General features: G+C 28.5%; 20 protein-coding genes, 1 pseudogene and 1 riboswitch. Of the genes and pseudogenes, 16 read left to right on the forward strand and 5 right to left on the reverse strand.

The features are described from left to right. Window positions 1-2: 2 nt before the first annotated feature. The 8 genes from Q3304_RS02575 to Q3304_RS02610 all read left to right on the forward strand — a co-directional run bounded on the left by Q3304_RS02575 (window position 3) and on the right by Q3304_RS02610 (window position 9,744). On the forward strand, window positions 3-323 hold the full coding sequence (locus Q3304_RS02575) for a PTS fructose transporter subunit IIB (RefSeq protein ID WP_407814840.1): 321 nt from the start codon (window positions 3-5) through the stop codon (window positions 321-323). Between the two features lie 15 nt (window positions 324-338). After that, window positions 339-1,439 carry a PTS fructose transporter subunit IIC gene (locus Q3304_RS02580; RefSeq protein ID WP_054271537.1) on the forward strand — a complete coding sequence of 367 codons (1,101 nt, stop codon included), beginning with the start codon at window positions 339-341 and terminating at the stop codon, window positions 1,437-1,439. A gap of 85 nt (window positions 1,440-1,524) precedes the next feature. Continuing rightward, the gene (locus Q3304_RS02585) at window positions 1,525-4,125 is read left to right on the forward strand and encodes an alpha-mannosidase (RefSeq protein WP_407814841.1); all 2,601 of its coding nucleotides are present in this window, start codon (window positions 1,525-1,527) and stop codon (window positions 4,123-4,125) included. Between the two features lie 472 nt (window positions 4,126-4,597). Next, window positions 4,598-4,930, forward strand: coding sequence for a helix-turn-helix domain-containing protein (locus Q3304_RS02590; RefSeq protein WP_021385918.1), 333 nt, complete (start codon window positions 4,598-4,600; stop codon window positions 4,928-4,930). Window positions 4,931-4,976: 46 nt separating this feature from the next. Beyond that, window positions 4,977-6,254 carry a cytochrome c biogenesis protein/redoxin gene (locus Q3304_RS02595; RefSeq protein ID WP_407814842.1) on the forward strand — a complete coding sequence of 426 codons (1,278 nt, stop codon included), beginning with the start codon at window positions 4,977-4,979 and terminating at the stop codon, window positions 6,252-6,254. 124 nt (window positions 6,255-6,378) lie between these two features. Beyond that, window positions 6,379-7,767 carry a dihydrolipoyl dehydrogenase family protein gene (locus tag Q3304_RS02600; RefSeq protein WP_407814843.1) on the forward strand — a complete coding sequence of 463 codons (1,389 nt, stop codon included), beginning with the start codon at window positions 6,379-6,381 and terminating at the stop codon, window positions 7,765-7,767. A gap of 275 nt (window positions 7,768-8,042) precedes the next feature. Then, window positions 8,043-8,756 (forward strand): DUF434 domain-containing protein, encoded by a 714-nt coding sequence (locus Q3304_RS02605; protein WP_407814844.1) that lies wholly within the window; start codon window positions 8,043-8,045, stop codon window positions 8,754-8,756. A 127-nt stretch (window positions 8,757-8,883) separates the two neighbouring features. After that, window positions 8,884-9,744 carry an SH3 domain-containing protein gene (locus tag Q3304_RS02610; RefSeq protein WP_255645736.1) on the forward strand — a complete coding sequence of 287 codons (861 nt, stop codon included), beginning with the start codon at window positions 8,884-8,886 and terminating at the stop codon, window positions 9,742-9,744. 180 nt (window positions 9,745-9,924) lie between these two features. Here Q3304_RS02610 and Q3304_RS02615 read toward each other — a convergent pair whose 3' ends face one another. Continuing rightward, window positions 9,925-11,070, reverse strand: a complete 1,146-nt coding sequence (locus Q3304_RS02615; RefSeq protein ID WP_054271532.1) for an iron-containing alcohol dehydrogenase — start codon at window positions 11,068-11,070, stop codon at window positions 9,925-9,927. A gap of 338 nt (window positions 11,071-11,408) precedes the next feature. Continuing rightward, entirely contained in the window at window positions 11,409-12,185 is a 777-nt protein-coding gene (locus Q3304_RS02620) for an IclR family transcriptional regulator (protein WP_054271531.1), read from the reverse strand. 593 nt (window positions 12,186-12,778) lie between these two features. Between Q3304_RS02620 and Q3304_RS02625 the strand changes: the two genes are divergently transcribed. From Q3304_RS02625 to Q3304_RS02660, 8 genes are all read left to right on the forward strand, one after another. Beyond that, window positions 12,779-13,753: a 2-keto-3-deoxygluconate permease gene (locus Q3304_RS02625; RefSeq protein WP_167641037.1), complete on the forward strand. Its 975-nt coding sequence runs from the start codon at window positions 12,779-12,781 to the stop codon at window positions 13,751-13,753. A gap of 92 nt (window positions 13,754-13,845) precedes the next feature. After that, a complete protein-coding gene (locus tag Q3304_RS02630) occupies window positions 13,846-14,151 on the forward strand; it encodes a UxaA family hydrolase (protein WP_054271529.1) in 306 nt (101 codons plus the stop codon). A gap of 157 nt (window positions 14,152-14,308) precedes the next feature. Continuing rightward, on the forward strand, window positions 14,309-15,469 hold the full coding sequence (locus Q3304_RS02635; protein ID WP_021385940.1) for a UxaA family hydrolase: 1,161 nt from the start codon (window positions 14,309-14,311) through the stop codon (window positions 15,467-15,469). Window positions 15,470-15,520: 51 nt separating this feature from the next. Continuing rightward, on the forward strand, window positions 15,521-16,423 hold the full coding sequence (locus Q3304_RS02640) for a fumarylacetoacetate hydrolase family protein (RefSeq protein ID WP_407814845.1): 903 nt from the start codon (window positions 15,521-15,523) through the stop codon (window positions 16,421-16,423). Window positions 16,424-16,504: 81 nt separating this feature from the next. Further along, entirely contained in the window at window positions 16,505-17,398 is an 894-nt protein-coding gene (locus Q3304_RS02645) for a dihydrodipicolinate synthase family protein (RefSeq protein WP_074179854.1), read from the forward strand. Window positions 17,399-17,537: 139 nt separating this feature from the next. Then, a riboswitch (cobalamin riboswitch) is annotated at window positions 17,538-17,723 on the forward strand. A gap of 226 nt (window positions 17,724-17,949) precedes the next feature. After that, on the forward strand, window positions 17,950-19,080 hold the full coding sequence (locus Q3304_RS02650; protein WP_054271525.1) for an ABC transporter substrate-binding protein: 1,131 nt from the start codon (window positions 17,950-17,952) through the stop codon (window positions 19,078-19,080). A gap of 72 nt (window positions 19,081-19,152) precedes the next feature. Beyond that, the gene (locus Q3304_RS02655) at window positions 19,153-20,178 is read left to right on the forward strand and encodes an iron ABC transporter permease (protein ID WP_054271524.1); all 1,026 of its coding nucleotides are present in this window, start codon (window positions 19,153-19,155) and stop codon (window positions 20,176-20,178) included. 2 nt (window positions 20,179-20,180) lie between these two features. Next, window positions 20,181-21,377, forward strand: coding sequence for an ABC transporter ATP-binding protein (locus Q3304_RS02660; RefSeq protein ID WP_243193286.1), 1,197 nt, complete (start codon window positions 20,181-20,183; stop codon window positions 21,375-21,377). Window positions 21,378-21,460: 83 nt separating this feature from the next. Here Q3304_RS02660 and Q3304_RS02665 read toward each other — a convergent pair. The 3 genes and pseudogenes from Q3304_RS02665 to Q3304_RS02675 all read right to left on the reverse strand — a co-directional run. Then, window positions 21,461-21,559: pseudogene (locus Q3304_RS02665) on the reverse strand (hypothetical protein); the annotation flags it as partial. A gap of 311 nt (window positions 21,560-21,870) precedes the next feature. Further along, window positions 21,871-22,428 (reverse strand): hypothetical protein, encoded by a 558-nt coding sequence (locus tag Q3304_RS02670; RefSeq protein WP_074179851.1) that lies wholly within the window; start codon window positions 22,426-22,428, stop codon window positions 21,871-21,873. A gap of 6 nt (window positions 22,429-22,434) precedes the next feature. Beyond that, the gene (locus Q3304_RS02675) at window positions 22,435-23,445 is read right to left on the reverse strand and encodes a hypothetical protein (RefSeq protein ID WP_407814846.1); all 1,011 of its coding nucleotides are present in this window, start codon (window positions 23,443-23,445) and stop codon (window positions 22,435-22,437) included. Window positions 23,446-23,716 lie beyond the last annotated feature (271 nt).

Below are 23,716 nucleotides of genomic sequence, written 5' to 3' on the forward strand. Positions count from 1 at the left end.
AGATGAAAAGAAAAATCATAGCAGTAACAGCATGTGCGACAGGAGTTGCACATACATATATGGCAGCACAAGCATTAAAGAAAGCTTCAAAAAAAATGGGACACCTTATAAAAGTTGAAACACAAGGAGCTACAGGGATAGATAATGAATTAACTGAAAAGGATGCACAAATTGCAGAAGTAGTAATATTTGCAGTAGACACTAAAGTTAGAAATGCTGAACGTTTTGAAGGGAAAGAAATATTAGAAGTACCAGTTAATACACCTATAAAGGATGCAGAAAAAGTAATAAATGATGCACTAAAGTTAATTGACAATAAATAAGTGGAGGGAAATATAATGTTAAAAAAGATAGTCTCTGAGTTAAAAAAGCATGTCTTAACAGGAATTTCATATATGATTCCATTGGTAATTGCAGGTGCTATGATAATGGCAATATCTCGTGTGGGAGGTTCTTTCTATAACATACCAGATATATGGGATGCTAAATATGCAGAAAGTGCTAGTAGTATTGTTAGACTATTGCATGATTTAGATGGTTTTGGAGGCACTGCCTTAGGATTAATGTTTCCTGTAATTGCTGCATTTATAGGATTTTCTATAGCTGACAAATTAGCCATTGTACCAGGTCTTGTTGGAGGTATGATTGCTAAGGATATAGGAGCAGGATTTTTAGGAGCTTTAGCAGTTGGTTTAATAGCAGGATATACATGTTTATTTATTAAAAATCATGTTAAACTACCAAAATCAGCAGCTTCAATAGTACCAATATTCATAGTACCAGTATTTGGTACGTTAATCACTGTTGTATTAATCAATTATGTGATAGGTATTCCTTTTGCTACATTAAATACTGGATTAGAAAATTGGTTAAATGGATTATCAGGTACAAATCAGATATTAATGGCAGCTATTATTGGAGCTATGATGGCAGTTGACTTAGGAGGACCAGTTAATAAAGCAGCTTTAACAACATCACTTGCATTATTAACAAGTGGAATTTATGCACCTAATACTGCTGCAATGGTGGGAATTGTTATACCACCATTAGGATTGGGCCTTGCTACTATATTAGCAAAACAGAAGTATAATAAGCAGTTACGTGAAGCAGGTAAATCATCTCTTATAATGGGGCTAATTGGAGTAAGTGAAGGGGCTATTCCTTTTGCAGTAGAATCTCCATTAAAAGTAATCCCTTCATGTGTAATTGGAACAGCAATTGCTTCAGCTATGGCAGTTGGTCTAGGTTCAGTAAATGCAACTCCAATTAGTGGATTTTACGGGTGGTTTACAGTAGAGAACTGGCCAATGTATATATTATCAATAGCAGTTGGAACAGCAATTGTGGCTGGTCTAGTTATAGTATTACGTGGAAATCCAGTAATTGAAGATGATGAATTTGAAGAAGATGATTTTGATGAAGCAGAGTGGGAATCTTAAAATTCAATATAAATCTTATGCTAGATAAGGTATTAAATATTAGTTTTGGATTTAAATATAAAAGACAAGGAACAGAGGAGATTAAATGATAAAAGCACATATTGTTAATCATACACACTGGGATAGAGAATGGTATTTTACTTCTGGGGATGCATTAGTACTTAGTGAACAACTATTTACAGATATAATTGATGAACTAGAACGTAATACAGATGTAAGTTTTGTACTTGATGGCCAACTTTCTATTTTGGATGACTATGTACAACTACATAGAGAAAAAATAGAAATCATCAAAAAGCTAATAAAGGAAGATAGACTGCATATTGGACCATGGTTTACTCAAACAGATGCATTCTTTGCTAGAGGAGAGTCTATTTTAAGAAATTTAATGATTGGTATTTTTGAAAGTAAAAAATATGGTAAGTATATGAGAATTGGATATTTGCCAGATACATTTGGATTTAATGCACAAATGCCTGTCTTATTAAAACATGTAGGTCTTGACAATATATTCTTTTGGAGAGGGATACATCTTGGTAAACAGGTTCAATCACCATACTTTAAGTGGAAAAGTCTAAATGGTGAAAGTTATATATATGCTGTAAATATGCCACATGGATATGGAACAGGTATGCTTTTAGAACCTTCATCAAAGTATGTAAATGGACGTTTAGACCCTGCAATTGATTTTATCAAATCTTATAGTGATGTAGATGAAGTACTAATACCTTCAGGAAATGACCAATTGAATATAATCGGTGATTTTAAAAACAAAGTTAAAGAGATTAATGATATAGGAAAATATTCATATATAACAAGCTCATATCAAGAGTTTTTGAAGTATGTAAAATCTATAGAGTCACTAGAAAGTTATAGGGGTGAATTTAGAGAGCCAGTACTTGCGAGAATACATAAATCAATTGGTTCTAGTAGAATGGATATAAAATTAGCCTGTGATAAACTAGAAAATAAGTTGATTAAAAGGATAGAACCACTATTAGTAATTGCCAAAAAGAGTAAGATTGAAATAAGCAATCAGTTATTGATAAATACATGGAAAAAACTTTTAGAAGGACAAGCACATGATAGTTTGGCTGGATGTGTAACTGATACTGTGACAGAGGATATTCTTCATCGTATAAGAGAAGCAAACGAAATATGTGATAGTATTGAAAATACTATTGTTAAAAAAATTTCGGAAGCGCTTAAATTATCTAAAAATGATATTTTAATATTTAATACAGAAGCTAAAAGTTTTAATGGATATAAAGAGATACAGGTTGTAAGTGATAGTAAAAATATTTGTTTTAAAGATAATTTAGATGCCACTATAATTGAAGAAACTTATGTTAAATCGAGAGAAAATATATTAGAAGAGACACCTGCTGGTAATATATTTATTGAAGAGCCAGGTTATTATATATTAAAAATAAGAATAAATATACAGCTTCCTGCACTTGGATATAAGGTTTTTAGTTTTGAATCAAGTGATAAGGAAATGTTGGTACTTAATGAATCTAATGATACATTTATATCTAATGATAATTATAAAATAATGTATGAAGATGGAAGCTTAAATTTACAGCTTAAAGATGGCACTTATATATCAAATTTTTTAACATTAAGAGACAGTGGAAATGCAGGAGATACTTATGATTTTTCTCCATTAAAAGATGATGAAGATATCAAACTTTCATTTAATAAAGTATCTACAGAAAAAGTTATAGGATATGAAAAAATAATGGTTGAAGGTATCACTTTACTACCACTTACATTAGAAGATAGGAAAAATAAAAACCTTAATGGAAAATTAAGTGTAAAAGCTAGTATTACTTTAGTAAAGGAAAGCCCATTAATAGAAGTAAAACTTTATGTTGATAATACAATACACAATCATAGATTACGTGTTCATCTAAAAACTGATATAAAGGATAACAAAAATATAGCATCATTACCATTTGGATATATAACAAGAGAAAATGGAGTTGTTGACAACTGGGAAAAAATTTATAATGAGATGCCTATAGATTTAGAGCCTTTAGAAAGTAATATTACACTAACAAATCAAAATAGAAGTTGTACTGTATTTACTAGAGGAATAAAAGAATATCAACATATCGAAGATGAAATTGCACTGACTTTACTTGCTACTACAGATGAATTAGGGAAGCCTGACTTATTATATAGACCAGGACGTGCTTCTGGTGATACGACTAAAAAAGGTCATATAAGAATTAAAACTGATAAAGCCCAAATTCTTAAAGAGGTAGAGTTTTCATTTGCAGTATACATGAATTCTAAACCATTTGATGAATTAGAAGTTGCAAGTTTAACTCACAATTATCTACAGGAATGTGTAAATTATCAATTACAGGATTACAATTTCTTTTTGTATCGTATAGATAATAAGATTCAAAAATCTATCATTGAAAAATCTGTAAGTAGAGAATTGGAAATAATATCTTTACCAGAGAACTATCTTGTGTCAGCATGTTACCTTTCTTACTATAGTAAAGAAAAATTTGTAATAAGATTGGAAAATCCAACTAGTAAGAAAATGATATTAGATGAACAAATATTTAAAAGTAGAAACGGGAAAATAGTAAATGCAATAGAAGAATTACAAGAACAACAAGTGTATGAAATAGCACCTTTTGATGTTATTTCAATATTATTAGATTTATAAGTGAAAAATAAGTTTATTATTTTAAAGTCTGACTGACAGCAATCGGTCAGACTTTTTAATTTGCATAAATTTGGGTAAATATTAATATATAAGTCTAGTATTTTGTATAAAGTTTGTTAAAGTAGAAAAATAGTTTAACAGGATAAGTTGTTTATACAAAGAACTATTATATTAGAGTAATTTTATATGCAGTTTAGAATCGACAAAATTTTAATGAAATGAATTAGGGTATATACTTCAATAACAATTATTCAATTTGATTTTATGCTAAGTTCTATGTAGTTACAAAAAAGTGACCAATTGTGATATGTATATAAAACTGATATATTAATTACATGAAACTTAAAATAATTTGTTTTAGGGAGATATACAATAAAAATTTTAATTAAATAAGGTTAGAAGTATACATAATACCTATAAACACATACTGTTATAACAATTTATTTAATATTAAAGAAAAGAGGAGAGTAAAATGTACAATATAGATGACATGATATATGATTGTCCAGTAGAGGCTTTATCTAGTATATTAGGTAAAAAATGGGTAGCTATAATAATATGGGAAATACAAAAAGATAAAAAAAGATTTGGAGAGTTACAAAGAGCTATACCAGAGTGTAGTAAGAAAATGCTAACTCAACAATTAGATTTTTTAATTGAACAAGAGATTATAGTTAAGAAAAAAAGGTTGGTTAATAATATTGTAGAGTCAACCTATTTTTTAAGTGAGTCAGGATTACTATTACTTCCTGTTATGGAAAAAATGATAATGTGGAGTAATAAAAACTTAAACTGTGATAAATAAATCTTAAAATTTTAATATTGGAAATAAAATAAGGAGGAATTTTAGCTTGCAAAATGTAAATTTATTTTTAGTATTTATAGAAGGTATAGTGTCGTTCTTTTCACCATGTATATTGCCAATTTTGCCTATTTATTTGAGTATATTATCAAATAGTAGTGTAGAGAGTTTAAAAGAAGGAAAGACAAATTTTATAAGAAGTTCTCTATTTAAAAATACTATATTCTTTGCTCTTGGAATCTCGACAACATTTTTTATATTAGGTTCATCAGTAAGAGTTTTGAGTATGTTCTTTAGTGAGAATAAAGATTTAATAATGTTCATTGGTGGGATTATAATTATTATCATGGGCTTATTTTACATGGGAATAATTAAATCTTCAATATTGAATAGAGAAAAAAGATTTAATGTAAAGTTTAAAGAAATGAAAGCAATAACAGCCTTTATATTAGGTTTTACGTTTAGTTTTGGGTGGACACCTTGTATTGGACCAATACTAGCATCTGTATTAGTAATGGTTTCAAGTTCAACCAATCACCTTAGTGCAAATCTTTTAATAGCAGTATATACTATTGGATTTATTTTGCCATTCATAATTACATCTATGTTTTATAGTAAACTTTTTAAAACTATAGACAAGATAAAATCCAACATGGAAATTATTAAAAAAATAGGTGGGCTTATACTTATAGTATCAGGAATATTAATGATGGTAAATGGATTTGGGAGTATAAGCAAACATTTTAATATCCCACAAAATAGTAAAATTGAAAGTAATCAGGAAGATAATAAACAAGCAAATCCTAATAATAAAGAAGATAGCTCTAGTGATACTGGTGGTCAAAAAGACTCTAATGATGGAAATAATGAATCAGGAGCTAAAGATGAAGAGAGAATAAAGTCTATTGATTTTACTCTAACAGACCAATATGGTAAGACACATAAATTAAGTGATTATGAAGGTAAAGTTGTATTTTTGAATTTCTGGGCTACATGGTGTCCTCCATGTAAAGAAGAAATGCCTCACATAGAACAACTATACAAAGACTATAAGAAAAATAATGAAGATGTAGTAATTTTAGGTGTAGCTTCACCTAATTTGGGTAGAGAAGGTTCAAGAGAACATGTGATTAACTTCTTAAAAGAAGAAGGGTATACTTTCCCTGTTGCACTTGATGAAGATGGAGCATTAGCGTATCAATATGGAATTAATGCTTTTCCAACTACGTTTATAATTGATAAAGAAGGATATGTAACTCAGTATATTCCAGGAGCTATGGATAAAGAGACTATGGCATCTTTTATTGAGAATCAAAGAAATAAATAGATTAAAATGTTTAAATATAAGGATTCAAATCAATTTAAGGTTACAAAAAAGTGCCTAATTGTACTACCTAGATAATCTTGTTATAGTAAAAGTATAAATAATACAAGAAGGGGTTGAAAATTATATGAAAAAAACATTTGATGCAATAATAATGGGATTTGGAAAAGGTGGAAAAACATTAGCAGGAGATTTAGCAAATAAAGGCTTAAAAGTAGCTTTAATAGAAAAATCAAATAAGATGTATGGTGGAACATGTATAAATATGGCATGTATACCAACTAAAAGTTTAGAGAACTCGGCAAACAGTGTAAAAGCGAAATATATAAGTTCTTGGGAAGAAGCTCAAGCTGAATATGAGAAAGCTATAGATAAAAAAGAAACTTTAATTACAAAACTTAGAGAAGTTAACTATAATAAATTAAATTCAAATGATAATGTAACTATATTCACAGGAATGGGAACTTTTATTGATGAAAATACAGTTCAAGTTAAAACTGAAAATGAAGTTTATGAGTTAGTGGCAGACAAGATATTTGTTAATACTGGTTCAAGACCATTTATACCTAATATTAAAGGTGTGGAAAATAAGAATGTAGTATATGATAGTGAGTCTCTTATGAATCTAAGGACTCTACCTAAAAAAATGACAATCATAGGAGCTGGCTTTATAGGTCTAGAGTTTGCAGGTATTTACAGTTCATTTGGAGCAGAAGTTACAATATTAAATTCTAATAATGGTATTTTACCAAATGAAGATATTGAGGATTCAGAAGAAATAATAAAACTACTTGAAAAGAGAAATGTAAAAATTATAAATAATACAAAGATAAAAGAAATTAAAGAAGTTTCTAACTTAGCTATAGTAGAGTATGAAATAGAAGGTAAATTACAGGAATTAACAAGCGATATGATACTTGTAGCCACAGGAAGAAAGGCAAATACTGAGGGGTTAGGACTAGAAAATGCAGGTATAGAATTAAATGAAAGAGGATTTATTAAAGTATCAGATACTCTTAAGACTAACAAAGAGCATATATGGGCTATAGGAGATATAAATGGAGGTCCACAATTTACTTATATTTCACTAGATGACTATCGTATAATTATTAATCAATTATTTGGAGATAAGACTAGAAGCAATAGTGATAGAAAAAATATACCAAATTCTATATTTATAAGTCCAGCATTTTCAAGAGTTGGTCTTAATGTTAAACAAGCTAAGGAAAAAGGATATGAAGTATTAGTAGCAAAGATGCCAGTCGAAGCGATTCCAAGAGCTAAGCAAATCGGTAAGACAGATGGTTTTATAAAGATTGTGATTGATAAAAAATCAAATAAGATACTTGGAGCTACTATGATATGTGAAGATTCAAGTGAGATTATCCACTTAATTCAATTAGCTATAGATTTAGAAGTAGAGTACACATATTTAAGAGACCGTGTTTATGCACATCCAACTATGACAGAAGCTCTTAATGATGTTCTATCTCCTAATATGATAAAAGAAGTATAATCATAAATTTAAATATATAAAGCCTAAAATTATCATTATAAATAGATTTTATAAAAAGGATACTATAATAAATTACTAATAGTATCCTTTTTGTATTGTAAAGTTATAAATGTACTATAGAAATTATTATTTTGTATTATAAACTGGAATTAAACGATATAATTTAAGTATTGGATAACTTAAATGGATAAAATAGTATCAAAAATATTTTAAAAGAGTAAGTTTATCATACTTAAGATATTAGAGCAATGTTTAAAATAGGGAGGTGAAATCATATGAATAAAGTATCTAAAAGAGGGTTTGATGAGAATGACAAGATATGGTTTTCAAGTAATGAACTAGTAAGGCTTATAAAGGCTAAGGAAGAAATAGAATGGTTAATAAATAGGGATTATAAAATAGACCCAGTTGTTACTTTTGTTGGAGATAGGTATCAGTTTTCCATAAGACAAAGAGATGCACTAAAAAGGGCAGTATGCACTGAAGAAAAAAATATAATAAGACAGTCAAAAAAACTTTCTCTAGATAAAATCAAAGAAGGACTTATAAATATAGATGGTTTTAATTTAATAATAGCTATAGAAGTGGCATTATCTGGTGGAACTTTAGTAATAGGTAGTGATGGTAATATGAGAGACTTAGCAGGGCTTAGGGGGACATATAAGATTATAGATAAAACAGAAGAAGCCTTAAAGTTGATAGGAGAATTTTCAAATAAATACAATGCACAAAAAATTAGATTTTATCTAGATTCTCCAGTTTCTAATTCAGGAAATTTAAAGTATAAGATACTGGAGTATGCTAAAATATGGGGAATTGAAACTGAGGTAGAGCTAGTAAAAAATGCAGATGTCGTATTAGAAAAATTAGATAGAGTAGTTAGTAGTGATGCAGTTATAGTTGATAAATGCATAAGCTATTTTAATATTGCTAGAGGTATAATTGAAGAATATATTAAGGATTGTAATATTGTGAATTTAAATAAATAGATAAATATAAGTGAGAAAAAACCAGTCTGTATATAGCAATATTATCAGTAATACAAGTAAAGTTTGAAAATAGGAGAACGAATACATATCGAATTTCATAAAATGTTGTAAAAAGACATATGAGAGGATGGTATGTGTGAAGCTAACTAAAATAAATATTAAAAAATATAGAACACCTATATATAAATATGCTTTAGTAAATGTAAATTTGAGGTCCGGCAAATCTACAAATTCAAGTATTATAACTGTAATACCTCAAGGAGCAAAAATGGAGGTATTAGATGAAGAAGATGAATGGATTAAAGTAATGTATAATTCTCAAGAAGGGTATGTATATAAGGACTTAGTATCAGTAAGCGAATATACTTGGAGTAACTTAAATTTAAGAGAAGACAAATCTACGACTTCAAATATAATTACAGTAATTCCCGAAAAATCTAGGGTCGAAGTTTTAGAAATAGATGGGGATTGGAGTAAAGTTGTATATGATGACAAAATAGGATATGTTTTTAATTATTTCTTATCAACTGATGGAAATAAACCTAATGAGTTAGATTATAAGTATTTTTATACTGATATGACTAAATTTGTTAACGAAAATAATATTAAAAGCACGAGTGATTATCTAATTGTGACAGACCTTAGAAATAAATATACTTATATTTTTAAGAAAGATAATGGAAGTTGGGGTCAACTTTATAAGTGGCAATGTACTATAGGGAAACCTGAAACTCCAACTATAACAGGGACATTTTATATAAGTGGAAGAAAACCTTCTTTTGGGACAGATGAATATTCGGTTAAGTACGCTACTAGAATTAAAGGTGGATATTATTATCATTCGGTATTATATGATTCGACAGGTAGCTATATAATAGATGGTAGACTTGGTGAAGCTCTTAGTCATGGTTGTATAAGATTGAATACAGAAAATGCAAAATGGATATACGATAATATACCAGATACAACAACAGTCATAATTCATTAATAAAATATTTGATTTGTTAATTAAGAGCTAAGATTCTTAATTAATAATAGTATATGTTAGTATTTGATAAGAATTATGATTTGAAAGATGTAGTAAGAGAGTGCCAATAATAAAATAATTGTATTTTGAGGCACTCCCTTATAAGTATATATAATTAATTTATGGGGTAGGTTGTTATAATTAAGATATTTTCATAAATAATTCTATAAGTTTATCCTTGTCAAAGAAAACAGGATTAGCTCCAGCACATGCATCCTTCATAGAGTTTTCTGCAAGTAACTCAAAATTAGGATTATCAACACCTACATCTTTTAAAGATTTTGGGATTCCTACTTCTTCAGAAAGAGCTTTTATTTTATTTATTACAAAGTCAACACACTCTTTATCTGACTTATTATGTACATCCATTCCAATAATCTCAGCGATTGGACGGAATTTAGAAGGAGCAGATTTAGCATTTTCTTCTTCAACTATTGGAAGTAGCATGGCATTACATACTCCATGAGGTAAATCATATAAACCTCCTAATTGATGGGCCATGGCATGTACATTACCAAGTCCTGCATTACTAAATGCAATTCCATTTAAGAAACAAGCGTAACACATTTGTTCTCTAGCTTCTATGTCATTACCATTTTTAACAGCTCTTGGAAGGTATTTAAATATCTGTTTTATAGAATATAAAGCTGTTGAATCTGTAACATCATAAGCTCCATTAGCCACTACAGCTTCTATAGCATGAGTTAAAGCATCCATACCAGTTGCTGCAGTTAAATTAGATGGTTTACTAATCATTAATTCTGGGTCATTTACTGTCATTGTAGCTAATGAATTGGTATCAACCATTATCATTTTTACATGTCTGTCTTCATCAGTTATAACATAGTTTATTGTAACTTCAGCAGAAGTACCAGCAGTAGTAGTTATGGCTACAATAGGAAGACATTTTTTAGAAGTTTTGTTGACACCTTCATAATCTCTAATATCTCCTCCATTAGTAGCTAATATAGAAATAGCCTTACCACAGTCTTGTGGAGAACCTCCTCCTATAGTAATAACAAAATCACAATTTTCTGACTTTAATATTTCAAGCCCTTTATTTACATTAGTTACAGTTGGATTTTGTTTAACTTCATCATAAACAACAAAATCTACACCTATCTGAGATAGAATATCTGTTACTTTTTTTACAGTACCATTTGAAACTAGAAATTTATCACTAACAACAAATGCTTTTTTAGTTCCCAGTGATTTAATTGAATCTTTAGCTTCATTAAGACACCCTTTTCCAAGTAAATTTATTGGTGGTACATAATAAATGCTCATAACTAAAATCTCCTTTTATTTTAAATTGATTTTTATATAAGAAATGTATATCTAATAATCTTTCTTTAGCTTGTTTATCATATAATTATGCCTTAGATTAATACAGATATATGAGTTCTTATATAAGAACTTAATTCGTAAATACGATTATGATTAGAATTTAACATAGTATTTTTATCATGTCAACAAAAAAATAAAAACTATCATAAAAAAACAAAGCTACTGTAGTTAAATCAGTAGCTTTGTTTTTTATTGTATAAATCAAATAAATATGCCAGTTTAAAATAGAATCTTTAATTATTACAATTTTCAATATATCGTATCTGTGAAATATTAACTTAATTTATTATAATATCTTCATTGCGTTCTTCCATCATAGATTGAATATTTTTCTGAGCATTTAAAAGTAATTCTTTTATCAGTTCTATTTTTTCTTCATTAGCTCTAAATAATGGTAGTGTTACACTAACAGCAGCTCTTATACATCCATTTTTTCTTATTGGTACAGCAAGACATTTTAGATGTTGCATTGATTCTTCACATTCTGAAGCTATTTGTGTTTTTTTAACTTCAAGAAGTTGCTCATATAAAACATCAAAGTCTGTAATTGATTTTTCTGTAAAGCCTTTTAAACCATCTGGATATAAACTTATTAGTGTTTCCTTATCAAAATCACATAAAAGAGCTTTTCCAAGACCTGTACAATTAGCAGGTATTTTTTTACCAACATAAGAAATAAGTCTAATTGGTTCTGGCGAATCTACTTTACCAACATAAAGGACTTCATTGTTGTCAAGTATACCAAGCTGGCAAGTTTCAGAACAAGAATTAACTATATTAGTCATTTCTTCAATTACATAATTGAAAATAGTTCTTTTTTCAAAGAATGAAGAACCTAATGTGTAAGAACGTATCCCTATAGAGTATTTGGATGTATTCTTGTCAATAGTAATATATTTTCTAGCACTAAGTGTATGAACTATAGGAAAGATGCTACTTTTTGGAGCATTAATAGCATCTGCTATTTCTGTAAGAGTATATCCGTTTTCGGATTCAGCTAATGCTTCTAAAATATCTAATATCCTAGCTGTCGGGCGATGATTATCTGAAGTCATAAATTTCCCCCCTCTTTTTATTAATTTAAAGTATTAGAATATGTTGATTTTAGCACACTATGTGATATTTTACAATGTGGAAAATAAATATGTAAATTTGTACATGAAGAAGCTGTTGATTTAAGGACTGATAGATATTTTTTAGAAGATTATAGATTAATAAGTACATTAATTTCCAAAATATACCTAAAGAAAGTTGGTGATATTTAGTTATATAATTTAAGAGAATCTATTTAATAGCTATATTTTGTATAGATATATCAAAATATTATGAATTGTATCTTATAATTTGTGTGTCATTTCAATTATGTGAAAAAATTTGTACATTTTAGGAATCTATATTTTTTAGTGCTTTGTATTTTTGCATATAATGAAGCTATTTGATAATACATAATACATTGTCAGATAATTTGAAAAAATTTTGACAAAAACTTATTTTTTTTATTGACTCATAAATAGGAAAATGCTATCATTAACTCAAAGATTCGTAAATAAAAACTTAGTTCTTAAATACGAACCGAAACGGCCGTTAGAATTAAAGCTAAAAATTTAATAAGAGTAATTAAATATCATGTTTTAGGAGGAGTAACTTTATGATAATGGATTTTATTAAAAAAATTCCTGCAGGTATGATGATAGTTCCAATGTTTATAGCAGCTTTCATTAATACATTTTGCCCAGATATTGTGCAAATAGGTTCATTTACAACAGCAGTATTTTCAAGTGTTGGGTCTGCAACTATAATTGGAGTTCAGCTAGTGTGTTTGGGAACTCAACTTCAATTTAGAGAAATGCCAAAAGTTTTAAAAAGAGGTGGAATCCTTCTTGGTTCAAAATTTGCTATAGGTGCTTTAATAGGTATACTTATAGGTAAACTATTTGGAATGGATGGAGTACTTGGTCTTACAACATTAGCTGTTATAAGTGCAGTTACAAATAGTAATGGTAGTATATATCTTTCATTGATGACTTCATATGGAGATGAAACAGATTGTGCAACTATGAGTTTACTTACTTTAAATGATGGACCATTTTTTACATTGATAGCTCTTGGGACTTCAGGTCTTGCAAATGTACCTTTGTTGTCTTTATTGGCTGCAATAGTACCAATACTTGTTGGTATGATAATAGGTAATTTTGATAAAAAAATGAAAGAATTTCTAGAGCCAGGATGTAACTTGCTTGTACCTTTTGTAGGATTTGCGCTAGGTAGTAGCATAAATCTTGCAAGTATACTAAAAGGAGGCTTATCAGGAGTACTACTTGGATTAATATCTGTGTTTGTAGGAGGTATATTTATAGTATTCTGTGATAAATTTATAGGAAAACGTCCAGGATATGCAGGGTGGGCTGTAGCTACAACTGCTGGAAATGCGATTGCCGTACCTGCTGCTGTTGCATTAGTTGACCCATCATGGCAACCATATGTTGCAACAGCAACAACTCAAGTAGCAGCAGCAGTAGTTGTCACTGCGATATTAGTACCTCTTATAACTAGTTGGTGGGCTAAGAAGTATGGGTGTCCTAAGTTTCCAAAACAAAAAGAGGATGGAACAATAGTAGCTTAATATTACATAGTTTACTATTTAAATAGTAAACTCTCTAATTAGATTTTAGGATATTAATAAAACTATATTATTTACAAAGGAGAATAAGAATAATGATAAATGCAGTGATAATTGATGAAAAAGATAATGTTGCAGTAGCTATTGAAGCAATAGGTAAGAATAGCGAAATTAGTTTTAAATTAAAAGATAAAACAGTAAAAACAATTACAGCACTAGATGATATAACTATTTATCATAAATTGGCTATAAAAGATATGGCTGAAGGCGATAAGGTTACTAAGTATGGGGAACATATAGGAGAAGCAAATCAGGAAATAAAAATTGGTCAACATGTACATATCCATAATGTTAGAAGTGTTAGAGAAGATTTGGATGAACAAGCTATGGCTAATGTATAAAATAATTCTTTTAAGTTTATAGAAGTTAAATTCATTGTTTTTTACTATTTAATAATTGTCAAATATTATTTTAAATATTTGATTAGTAAGTGTAATAAAAAGTTATAATACATAAAAATTACAGAAGGTATATAGATTATTTTAGGAGGAAATCAGTATGAAATTTTATGGATATAAAAGACCCGATGGAAGAGTTGGTATAAGAAATCACATATTAGTATTACCTACTAGTGTTTGTGCATCAGATACAACTAGAATAATAGCATCTCAAGTTCAAGGAGCAGTTACTTTTAATAATCAAAATGGATGTTCACAAGTAAATTCAGACCAACAATTGACTATGGATGTCATGGCTGGATATGCAGCAAATCCAAATGTATATGGGGTAATAGTTGTATCTTTAGGATGTGAGAATTGTCAAAATGATTTGGTAGTTGATGCAATAAAAGAGAGAACAAACAAACCAATAAAAACTCTTGTAATACAAGAAGAACATGGGACTTTGAAAACTATAGAAAAGGCTGTTCGTTATGCTAGAGAAATGGCTCAAGAGGCATCTTTACTCAGAAAAGAAGAATTTCCAATATCCGAAATTATACTAGGAACTGAGTGTGGAGGGTCTGACCCAACAAGTGGATTAGCAGCAAATCCACTAATAGGTGAATTAAGTGATAGACTTGTTGATTTAGGAGCAACATCAATTTTAAGTGAAACTACTGAATTTATAGGAGCAGAGCATATATTAGCTAGAAGAGCAGTAAATGAAGAAGTAAAAGAAAAAATATTACATATAGTACATAGGTATGAAAATTCGTTAAAATTAGTTGGAGAAGAGGTTAGAGAAGGAAATCCATCTCCTGGAAATATAGCTGGTGGATTGACAAGCCTTGAAGAAAAATCACTAGGTTGTATACATAAAGGTGGTCATAGACCAATAAGTGAAGTATATGATTATGCTAAACAAATTGATAAAAAAGGTCTTGTTATAATGGATACACCTGGAAATGATGCTTCATCTGTTGCTGGTATGGTTGCAGGAGGGGCTCAAATAGTAGTATTTAGTACAGGTAGAGGAACTCCATCAGGAAATCCAATAGCTCCAGTGATAAAGATAACTGGAAACAAAATAACTTTTGCAAATATGGAAGATAATATGGACTTTGATGCCAGTCCAGTTATATATGGTCCACAAACAATGGAAGAATTGACAGATGATTTATTAAACATGATTGTAGATGTAGCAAATGGAAAGCAATCAAAAGCAGAGTCTCTTGGATATACTGAAATGGCAATAGCTAGAGTATGTAACTATGTATAAGATTTAAGTAAAAGACTGAATATATATAGAATTTTAATAAAGGGTGAGATTATGAAGTTTGTCAGTTTTACTAAAGGAAAAAATGAATGTAAAAGGATAGGTTTTTTTTCTAAAGATGAATTATTTATTATAGACATTAATTCCTTAAATATTAGCAAATCTTTTAAAGATTTAAATGATTTAATTCAAAATATATCTCAAGACGATATTATAAGGATAAAAAGTATTATAAAGGAAGATAGATTCCACAATTATGATGTTTTTAAAAGAGAAGAATGTATTATACATGTTCCGATAGAAAAACCTATACATGATATTTTATGTGTGGGAGTGAACTATAAAGACCATCTTGAAGAAACTCAAGCTCACTTTGATAATAGTTTTGAAGAACCTCAAAAAACAGTTTATTTTACAAAACGTGTAACAAAAGCGATAGGTCCAGAAGATGAGATAGATGGTCATTTTAATATAAATAGTCAATTAGACTATGAAGTTGAACTTGGAGTAGTAATAGGTAAAACAGGTGTTAATATTAAAAAAGAAGAGGTCGAAGATTATATCTTTGGGTACACTGTTATAAATGATATTTCTGCTAGAAAGTTACAAAAAGAGCATGTTCAGTGGTTTAGAGGAAAGGGATTAGATACATTTACATCTTTAGGCCCATGTATCTTACATAAAAGTGAAATTTCTTTTCCTGTAAAACTTAAGGTATGTAGTAGAGTAAATGGTGAAGAAAGACAAAATTCTAATACAAGATTATTCATATCAGACATTTCAGACATAGTTTCAGAACTTTCAAAGGGGATGACTTTAGAGGCTGGAGATATTATAGCTACAGGTACACCTTCTGGAGTTGGTATGGGTTTTTCGCCCCCTAGATATATGAGTAGTGGAGATGTAATTGAATGTGAGGTTGAAAGTATTGGAATTTTAAGAAATTACATTAAATAAATGTTTTAATATAGGTAATGTTAAGGCAAAACCTGAATGTATTAAATGAACATATTAAAATAAATTTTAGGAGTTTAAATTATGAAAGCAGAATTTTTGACACCAGTGGTTACAATATTTGATGAAGAAGGAAATTTAGATAAAGAAGGAAATAAGAAAGTCTATGACCATCTTATAGATGGAGGTGTAGATGGTCTAGTTATAATGGGAAGTACTGGAGAGTTCTTTAATATGTCTATGGATATGCAAAAAGAACTTATAGATTTAGTAATTAGTCATGTTAATAAGAGAGTAAAAGTGTTTATAGGTACAAGTCGTATGAGTATAAAAGAGTCTATAGAGCTTTCAAATTATGCACATAATAGTGGAGCTGATGGAGTTATGATAATAAGCCCTTATTATTTCTCTCTTGATGATGACAGTATTGAGTTGTTTTATAGTGAAATAGCTAAAAATACAGAAGCTGAAATATATCTATATAATTATCCAGATAGAACTGGTTATGATTTGAGTCCAGAACTTACATTAAGACTTGTAAGAAAACATAAAAATATAGTTGGTTATAAGGATACAGTAACTTTAATGGGACATACTAGAGATTTAATAAATACTATGAAAGCAGAGTTCCCAAATTTTAAGATATATAGTGGTTATGACGAAAACTTTATACATAATCTAATGTCTGGGGGAGCAGGTTGTATAGGAGGTTTATCAAATTTAATTCCAGAAGTTTGTTCAAAATGGGCAGAAGCTTATAATAATAGAGATATGGATAAGGTTATAGAAATTCAAAAATATATCAACAAAGCAATGGATTTTTATTTAATAACAAACCCATTTATACCAGCAATGAAAAAGGCTCTGAATATAAGGGGATTACAAGTAAGTGATTATATGACTGCTCCTTTTACAAAACCAAATGAAAATCAAGTATGTGAGATTAAAAAATTAATGAATGAATTAAATATATGTTAACTGCTTAATTAGATATATAGTAAAAAACAAAGAGTGTTTTAAAATGATTTTTATAGTCATTTTAGGCACTCTTTATTTTATATGTTAAATCAACCTTGCAAAGTTGCCAACAATAAACTACAATTATCTTAATAAAAATTAAATTAAATAATACTAGGGTACTAGATTAGTTTAATAGGGAAAGTGATGCAAGTTCACTACAGCCCCCGCTACTGTATACGGATACGAAATCAAAATCCACTGAGATTTTATATGAAAAATTTTGGGAAGGGTGATAGAGGAAAAGCCGTGAGTCAGGAGACCTGCCCAGTATTACATAGGTTCAATTTAGGGTGGAAATTGTAATTTATAATAAAATGAAATATCAATTCATTTTTTGTAAAATTGATATATAAACTTCTCCTTTCTAAATTAGGAGAAGTTTTTTATTTTATTAAAAGGTTATAATTATTAAAGATGACTTTAATATAATTCTAATGAGATATATTTTAGAAATATATGTTATTAAAATTTTTAACCACTTATAAAAATAAAATATTGGAGTGAAAGAGATGAAATTTAAAGTAAATGTTTTAAAGCAATTTTTTCTAAGTATTATGATAGTTCTTTTAGTAGGAGGTCTTATAGGATGTAGTAAAAATGATAAAGAGAATGCACAAGTTAGTAGCGGTAAGAAGTTAGAATTAAAATATGCAAGTGGATTTAGTGTTGAAGACTTAGAGGATGGAATTAAAAAAGTAACTGATGGAGATAAAAGAGAACTGATTTTAATCCCTAAAAAAATTGAAGTTCCTGAAAAGTATAAAAATGCTAATATAGTTAGAACACCTGTAGATAATGTATTAATAGCATCTACAACACAAGCCTGTTCTCTAAGAACAATAGGTGAGCTAGATAGCATAAAAGCAGTAACAACAGAGGAACAGTATTGGACTATCAAAGAAATTAAAGATTTGATGAAGGACGGAAAGATACATTATGTTGGTTCAAACTTAGCACCAGATTATGAAAAAATAGTAGACTTAAATCCTGATTTAACTATAGTTAGTAGTGGTCTATCAGAAGCTGATACAAAATTTATTGATAAACTAAAAGAATTAGGACTTAACTATGTTGTAGATAATGAATACAAAGAGCAAAACCCATTTGGAAGAATGGAATGGACAAGTTTAATAGCTGCGTTTTATGATAAAGAAGATATAGCCACTAGTGAATTGAATAAAACAGTACAAAAGATAGAAGAAGTAAGTAAAAAGATAAAAAACAAAAACAAGCCTAAGGTAGTATGGGCATCTGTATATGAAGGAAATGCTTATGTAGCACCTAAAGATTCATATGTAGATAATATGATAAGAATGGCAGGTGGAATAAATGCATGTGCTTCAATGGATTCAAATGAAGGAAGAGTGAGTATTGAACAACTACATGAAGTTGCAAAGGATGCAGATATATTTGTATACTCATCAAGCTCAGATTATGCACCAAACTTAGAGTCTATAAAATCTAGTGCACCTGTATTGGCTGATTTGGATGTTGTAAAAAATGGTAACTTGTGGGTATTTGCTCCAGATTATTATCAATCAGTAGATAAGACTGATGAATTAATAGTAGATTTAGTTGAGATGTTTCATCCAGGTACTACAGGTGAAAAAATTAAACATTATATAAATTATGATAAATAATATATAATAAGACACTAAAAGATGAGTTTTATGGATTTTAGTTAATATAGATTTGTTAAGAGGGGTATATAAATGGATTTTATCAATAAAATGAGAATAAAGAATACTACAATATTTATAGGACTAATTATAGGCATGATACTTACTTTTTTAGTGTGTGTAGCATTTGGCTCTGTAAAAATTGAGTTTAAAGAAATAATAGATGTTGTATTAAGAGGTATGGATAATACAGAACATTATAAAATAATATACAACATAAGGATTCCAAGAGTACTTGCAACTATGGTGGGTGGAGCTTGTTTAGCAGTATCAGGAATTTTACTACAGATATTTTTTAAGAATCCAATAGTTGAACCATATATATTAGGTGTATCTTCAGGCTCTACTTTATCAGTAGCACTTATGATTTTAGGTGGATATACATTAGGATTTGAAAATATAACTTCAATGAGTATATTTGTAGCAGCATTTATAGGAGCTTTGATTGTAATGTCTGTAGTCATTTTATTTGCAAGTAAGGTAAAGAATATAACAACTCTTTTAATAATAGGAATTATGACTGGATATGTATGTAGTGGTATAACTAATGTACTACAATCATTTGCAAATAGTGAAAAATTAAAAGAATTTACTGTTTGGTCGATGGGAAGTTTTTCTGGATTTACTTGGGAAAAAGTAGAGATACTTATACTGATTGGTATGTTAGGTCTTTTAATGAGTATCTTTATAATAAAACCTCTAAATGCTTTTTTATTAGGAGAAGAGTATGCTAAAAGTATTGGTATAAATATAAAATTTTTTAGATTTTTGGTAGTATTTATATCTAGTATACTAGCAGCAATAGTATCAGCATTTGCAGGCCCTATAGGATTTATTGGACTTGCAGTACCACAAATTTCAAAACTGATATTTAAGACATCAGATAATAGAGTGCTAATACCAGTGGTAATCTTTTTAGGAGGTATAGTTACAGCTCTTTGTGATTTGATATCAAGAGTAATTTTGTCACCAGTAGAGTTACCAATAAGTACAATAACATCTTTATTAGGAGCACCAATTGTAGTAATGCTATTGATGAAAAGGAAGGACAGGGCTTAGGTATGTTGAAAACTAATAATTTAAGTGTGGGATATAATAAAAAAGTAGTTGTGAGTGATATAAATATAGAGGTAAAAAATGGAGAAATATTATGCCTTTTAGGAAGTAATGGTGCTGGAAAAACTACTATATTAAGGTCTTTATCTAAACTTATAACACCAATAAAAGGGGATATATATCTAAATGACGTAGATATAAATCATATATCAAGAAAAGCATTATCGAAAAAAATGGCTTTAGTGCTTACAAATAGATTATTAGGTGATTTAATGACTGTACAAGATATAGTTAATATAGGAAGATATCCATATACAGGTTTTTTTGGTAGTCTATCTAAAAAAGATTTAATAATGATAGATGAAGCATTAGAATCTGTAGATGCATTGCACTTAAAAAAAAGATATTTTGATGAACTAAGTGATGGAGAAAAACAAAAAGTATTAGTTGCAAGAGCTTTAGTTCAAGAGCCAGAAATCATTATATTGGATGAACCTACAACTCACTTAGACATAAAGCATAGGTTAGAGCTTATAAATATACTAAAAAAATTAAGTAAGGAAAAATCAATTTCAGTAATACTTTCATTGCATGAAATAGATATAGCATTAAAAAGTTGTGATAAAGTTGCTCTTATAAAGAATAATAAAGTCATAGCTTATGGTCAGCCTGAAGATGTAGTGGATGAAGATATTATAAATTCACTTTATGAATTGGATGATAAAAACTTTAATAGTCTATTAGGTTCGGTAGAGATTAGTAATAAATCTAAAAATGAAGTTTTTATAATTGGCGGAGGTGGTAAGGCTACACCAATTTATAGAGCTTTTACTAAAAAGGGTATAGGTTTATATTCTGGAATAATACATGAAAATGATGTTGATTATGAAATTGGTAGAACTATGGGCATAAAGATGTTTACAGAAAAGCCATTTGAACCAATAAGTGAGGAGAGTTTCGATTTGGCTATTAGAAATTTAAATGATTCTAAGATTATAATAGATACAGGGTTTAGTGTAGGAGAAACAAATAAAAAAAACATAGACATTATAAAAGAGGCTTTAAAATTGGATAAAAAAGTGTATTCATTTAGAACAATAGATGAGAGTAAGAAGTATTATAATGAGCTGAGTAATAATATAGAATATATAGATAAAGTTTCAAAAATTATGGATAGTATCAGCATGAACAATTTTCTATAGATTGTAAGATAAATTTTAATTTTAAACTAGAAAATTTATAAAAGAGTATCTTAATAGTTTTAAATACTATGGATACTCTTTTTTTAAGTCTGGAAATATTTATATATATCATTATCTCCATTTCGGTTTCTTGGAATATTTAAAATCATTTTTCCAAAATCTGATTTAACACTTTTATTTCTATCTTCATTTCTAGAGTTTTTAGTATTTTTGTTCTTATTATCATAACCTAAATGGTCATCAAGCTATGCTTCTAACATTTGATGAGTTTTACTTGCCAATAAATCTTTTAGTATATCTTGAATATCTGTAGTTGTTTTTACATCATATTTTTCAATAAGTTTTTTAATATTTTATTTTTGTTAAACATAAAAAGTGTGCACCTTCCTTTGTATAGTGATATTTAATAGTTTTAATTATCATCACTTTTTAGAAGAATACACACTTTATTTTAAAGACTCCTTCACTCTAATTAGAATGAAGTCTTATTTCATTATTTGTTGGAATTTTCTTTTTTATTAATATAGGATAAATAATAACTATCATCAAAAATAATTAATATACATTCTAAAATTATTATAAAATTTCCAACTCCATAAACAGTCCAATATTCTTTAAATAGATAATCTCCATTGAATATTCTATTTACAAGAGGTGCTGAAAAATAGATAGTCCCAAATATAGATATTAATATCATAATTGACATAAATAATATATTGTTCAGGAACTTGTGTCTTTTTTCTCCTCTCTTTAGAGAAAGAACTAAAACTAATACGGATATCGCAGAAGGAGAATATTTAATATAAATATCATAATAATCCTCAATATGGATTTGAATAAAAAGCTCTACAAGTACATGAATTGCTACTGTTGAAAGAATTATGGTTGATAATATGTTGCCTTGTTTAATTTTTTTCTTTAATTTAAATTCATTAACTTTATTTTCAAAACTTTTCTGACATATATTTTCATTAGACTTTAAGACTGATTTACATTTAGGACATACAGTTGTATTATCATCAAATTCTAAATCACAATTTTCACAATACATAAGTATTTATACCTTTTTTTCCATATACATTCCATTCTCTTCCATCCATAAGTTAAATCTTTCTGCTTTTCTTGCACTTCTAGAATATTGTAGTGCAGCATAATTAGCCTTATCAAATATGTCCTTAATAACCATGCTATATAAGTTCACTTCTGCCAACATTGTCATAACTGGAGGAGTAAATGTTAGTGCTGAGAATACTAATCCAAGTACCATGTATCCTATTTGTTCATTATAATCCTTATATTTAATTTTCATACTACCTTGTACATCTTCAATTATAGCTTCAGGAGTATCATGTTTAGAATATGCATCTTTAAAAAATATAAACATATCATTTTCTACCATAGCCTTTACAGATTGTAAATCTATTTCAAATGATTTTATATCAGTCATTGTTTTAACTACTGAAGCTTTTTCTTTAGTAAGCGTTGTATATAGTGAAGGTAAATCACCTTTTAATGCTATTAAATTTGTTATAACTGAACGCATAGAATTAGCACTTCTAAAAGCAGAGCCTCTACTTAAATATCTGTCATAAGCTTCTCTGTCATATTTAGTTATATATGTACATAAACCTTCTTCATAATTATTTCCTTCAAAATCTACAAAGTGAGATAAATACATGTATACTACCTCATCATTATACTTTGGTGCTCCTACTTCTTGATTTTTTCTAGCTGCTGACATTGCATATGATAATTGACTTGCATTAGTCGTATGTTTAATGGGTTCTTCACTATAAGTCTTAGGGACATCCATATTTTTTTCTAAATATGAATTACATTTTTGTATGAAATTACTTCCTTTAGGTGTCAAATCTTTTAATTCACCAACTGAGATACCAATATCTTTTAATGCATTACTGTATTCCTCTGATGCAGTAAGTACATCTGCAACAGTGTTCATATCCATATCTGAAGATTTTGCAGATATAGCATATGAATTTACTGTTGTTGATACAAGAAAAGTAGTTGCTAGTGTTAAACTTAATACCTTTGATTTAGTTTTTTTCATTTGTTTTCCCCCTCAATATATATTTAATTAAAGTTAGAATATTCTTGAAATTCTAACTAAAATTCAAAAGGATTTTATGAATGATATTGTAGTGATAATATAATTTATATAAAAGGACTAGCCATAGATTTAAGAGTGATAATTTAAGAAATGTATTCTATACAAGTAGTATAACATAAAAAATTAAAGTAAGAAATGTATAAAAAAAATAATATATAAATGTAAATTAATGTAATGATTTATATTTATCAGATTAAAACAATTAATATAA

Source organism: Clostridioides sp. GD02377 (assembly GCF_045899875.1).
GTDB classification, from domain to species: domain Bacteria; phylum Bacillota; class Clostridia; order Peptostreptococcales; family Peptostreptococcaceae; genus Clostridioides; species Clostridioides difficile_A.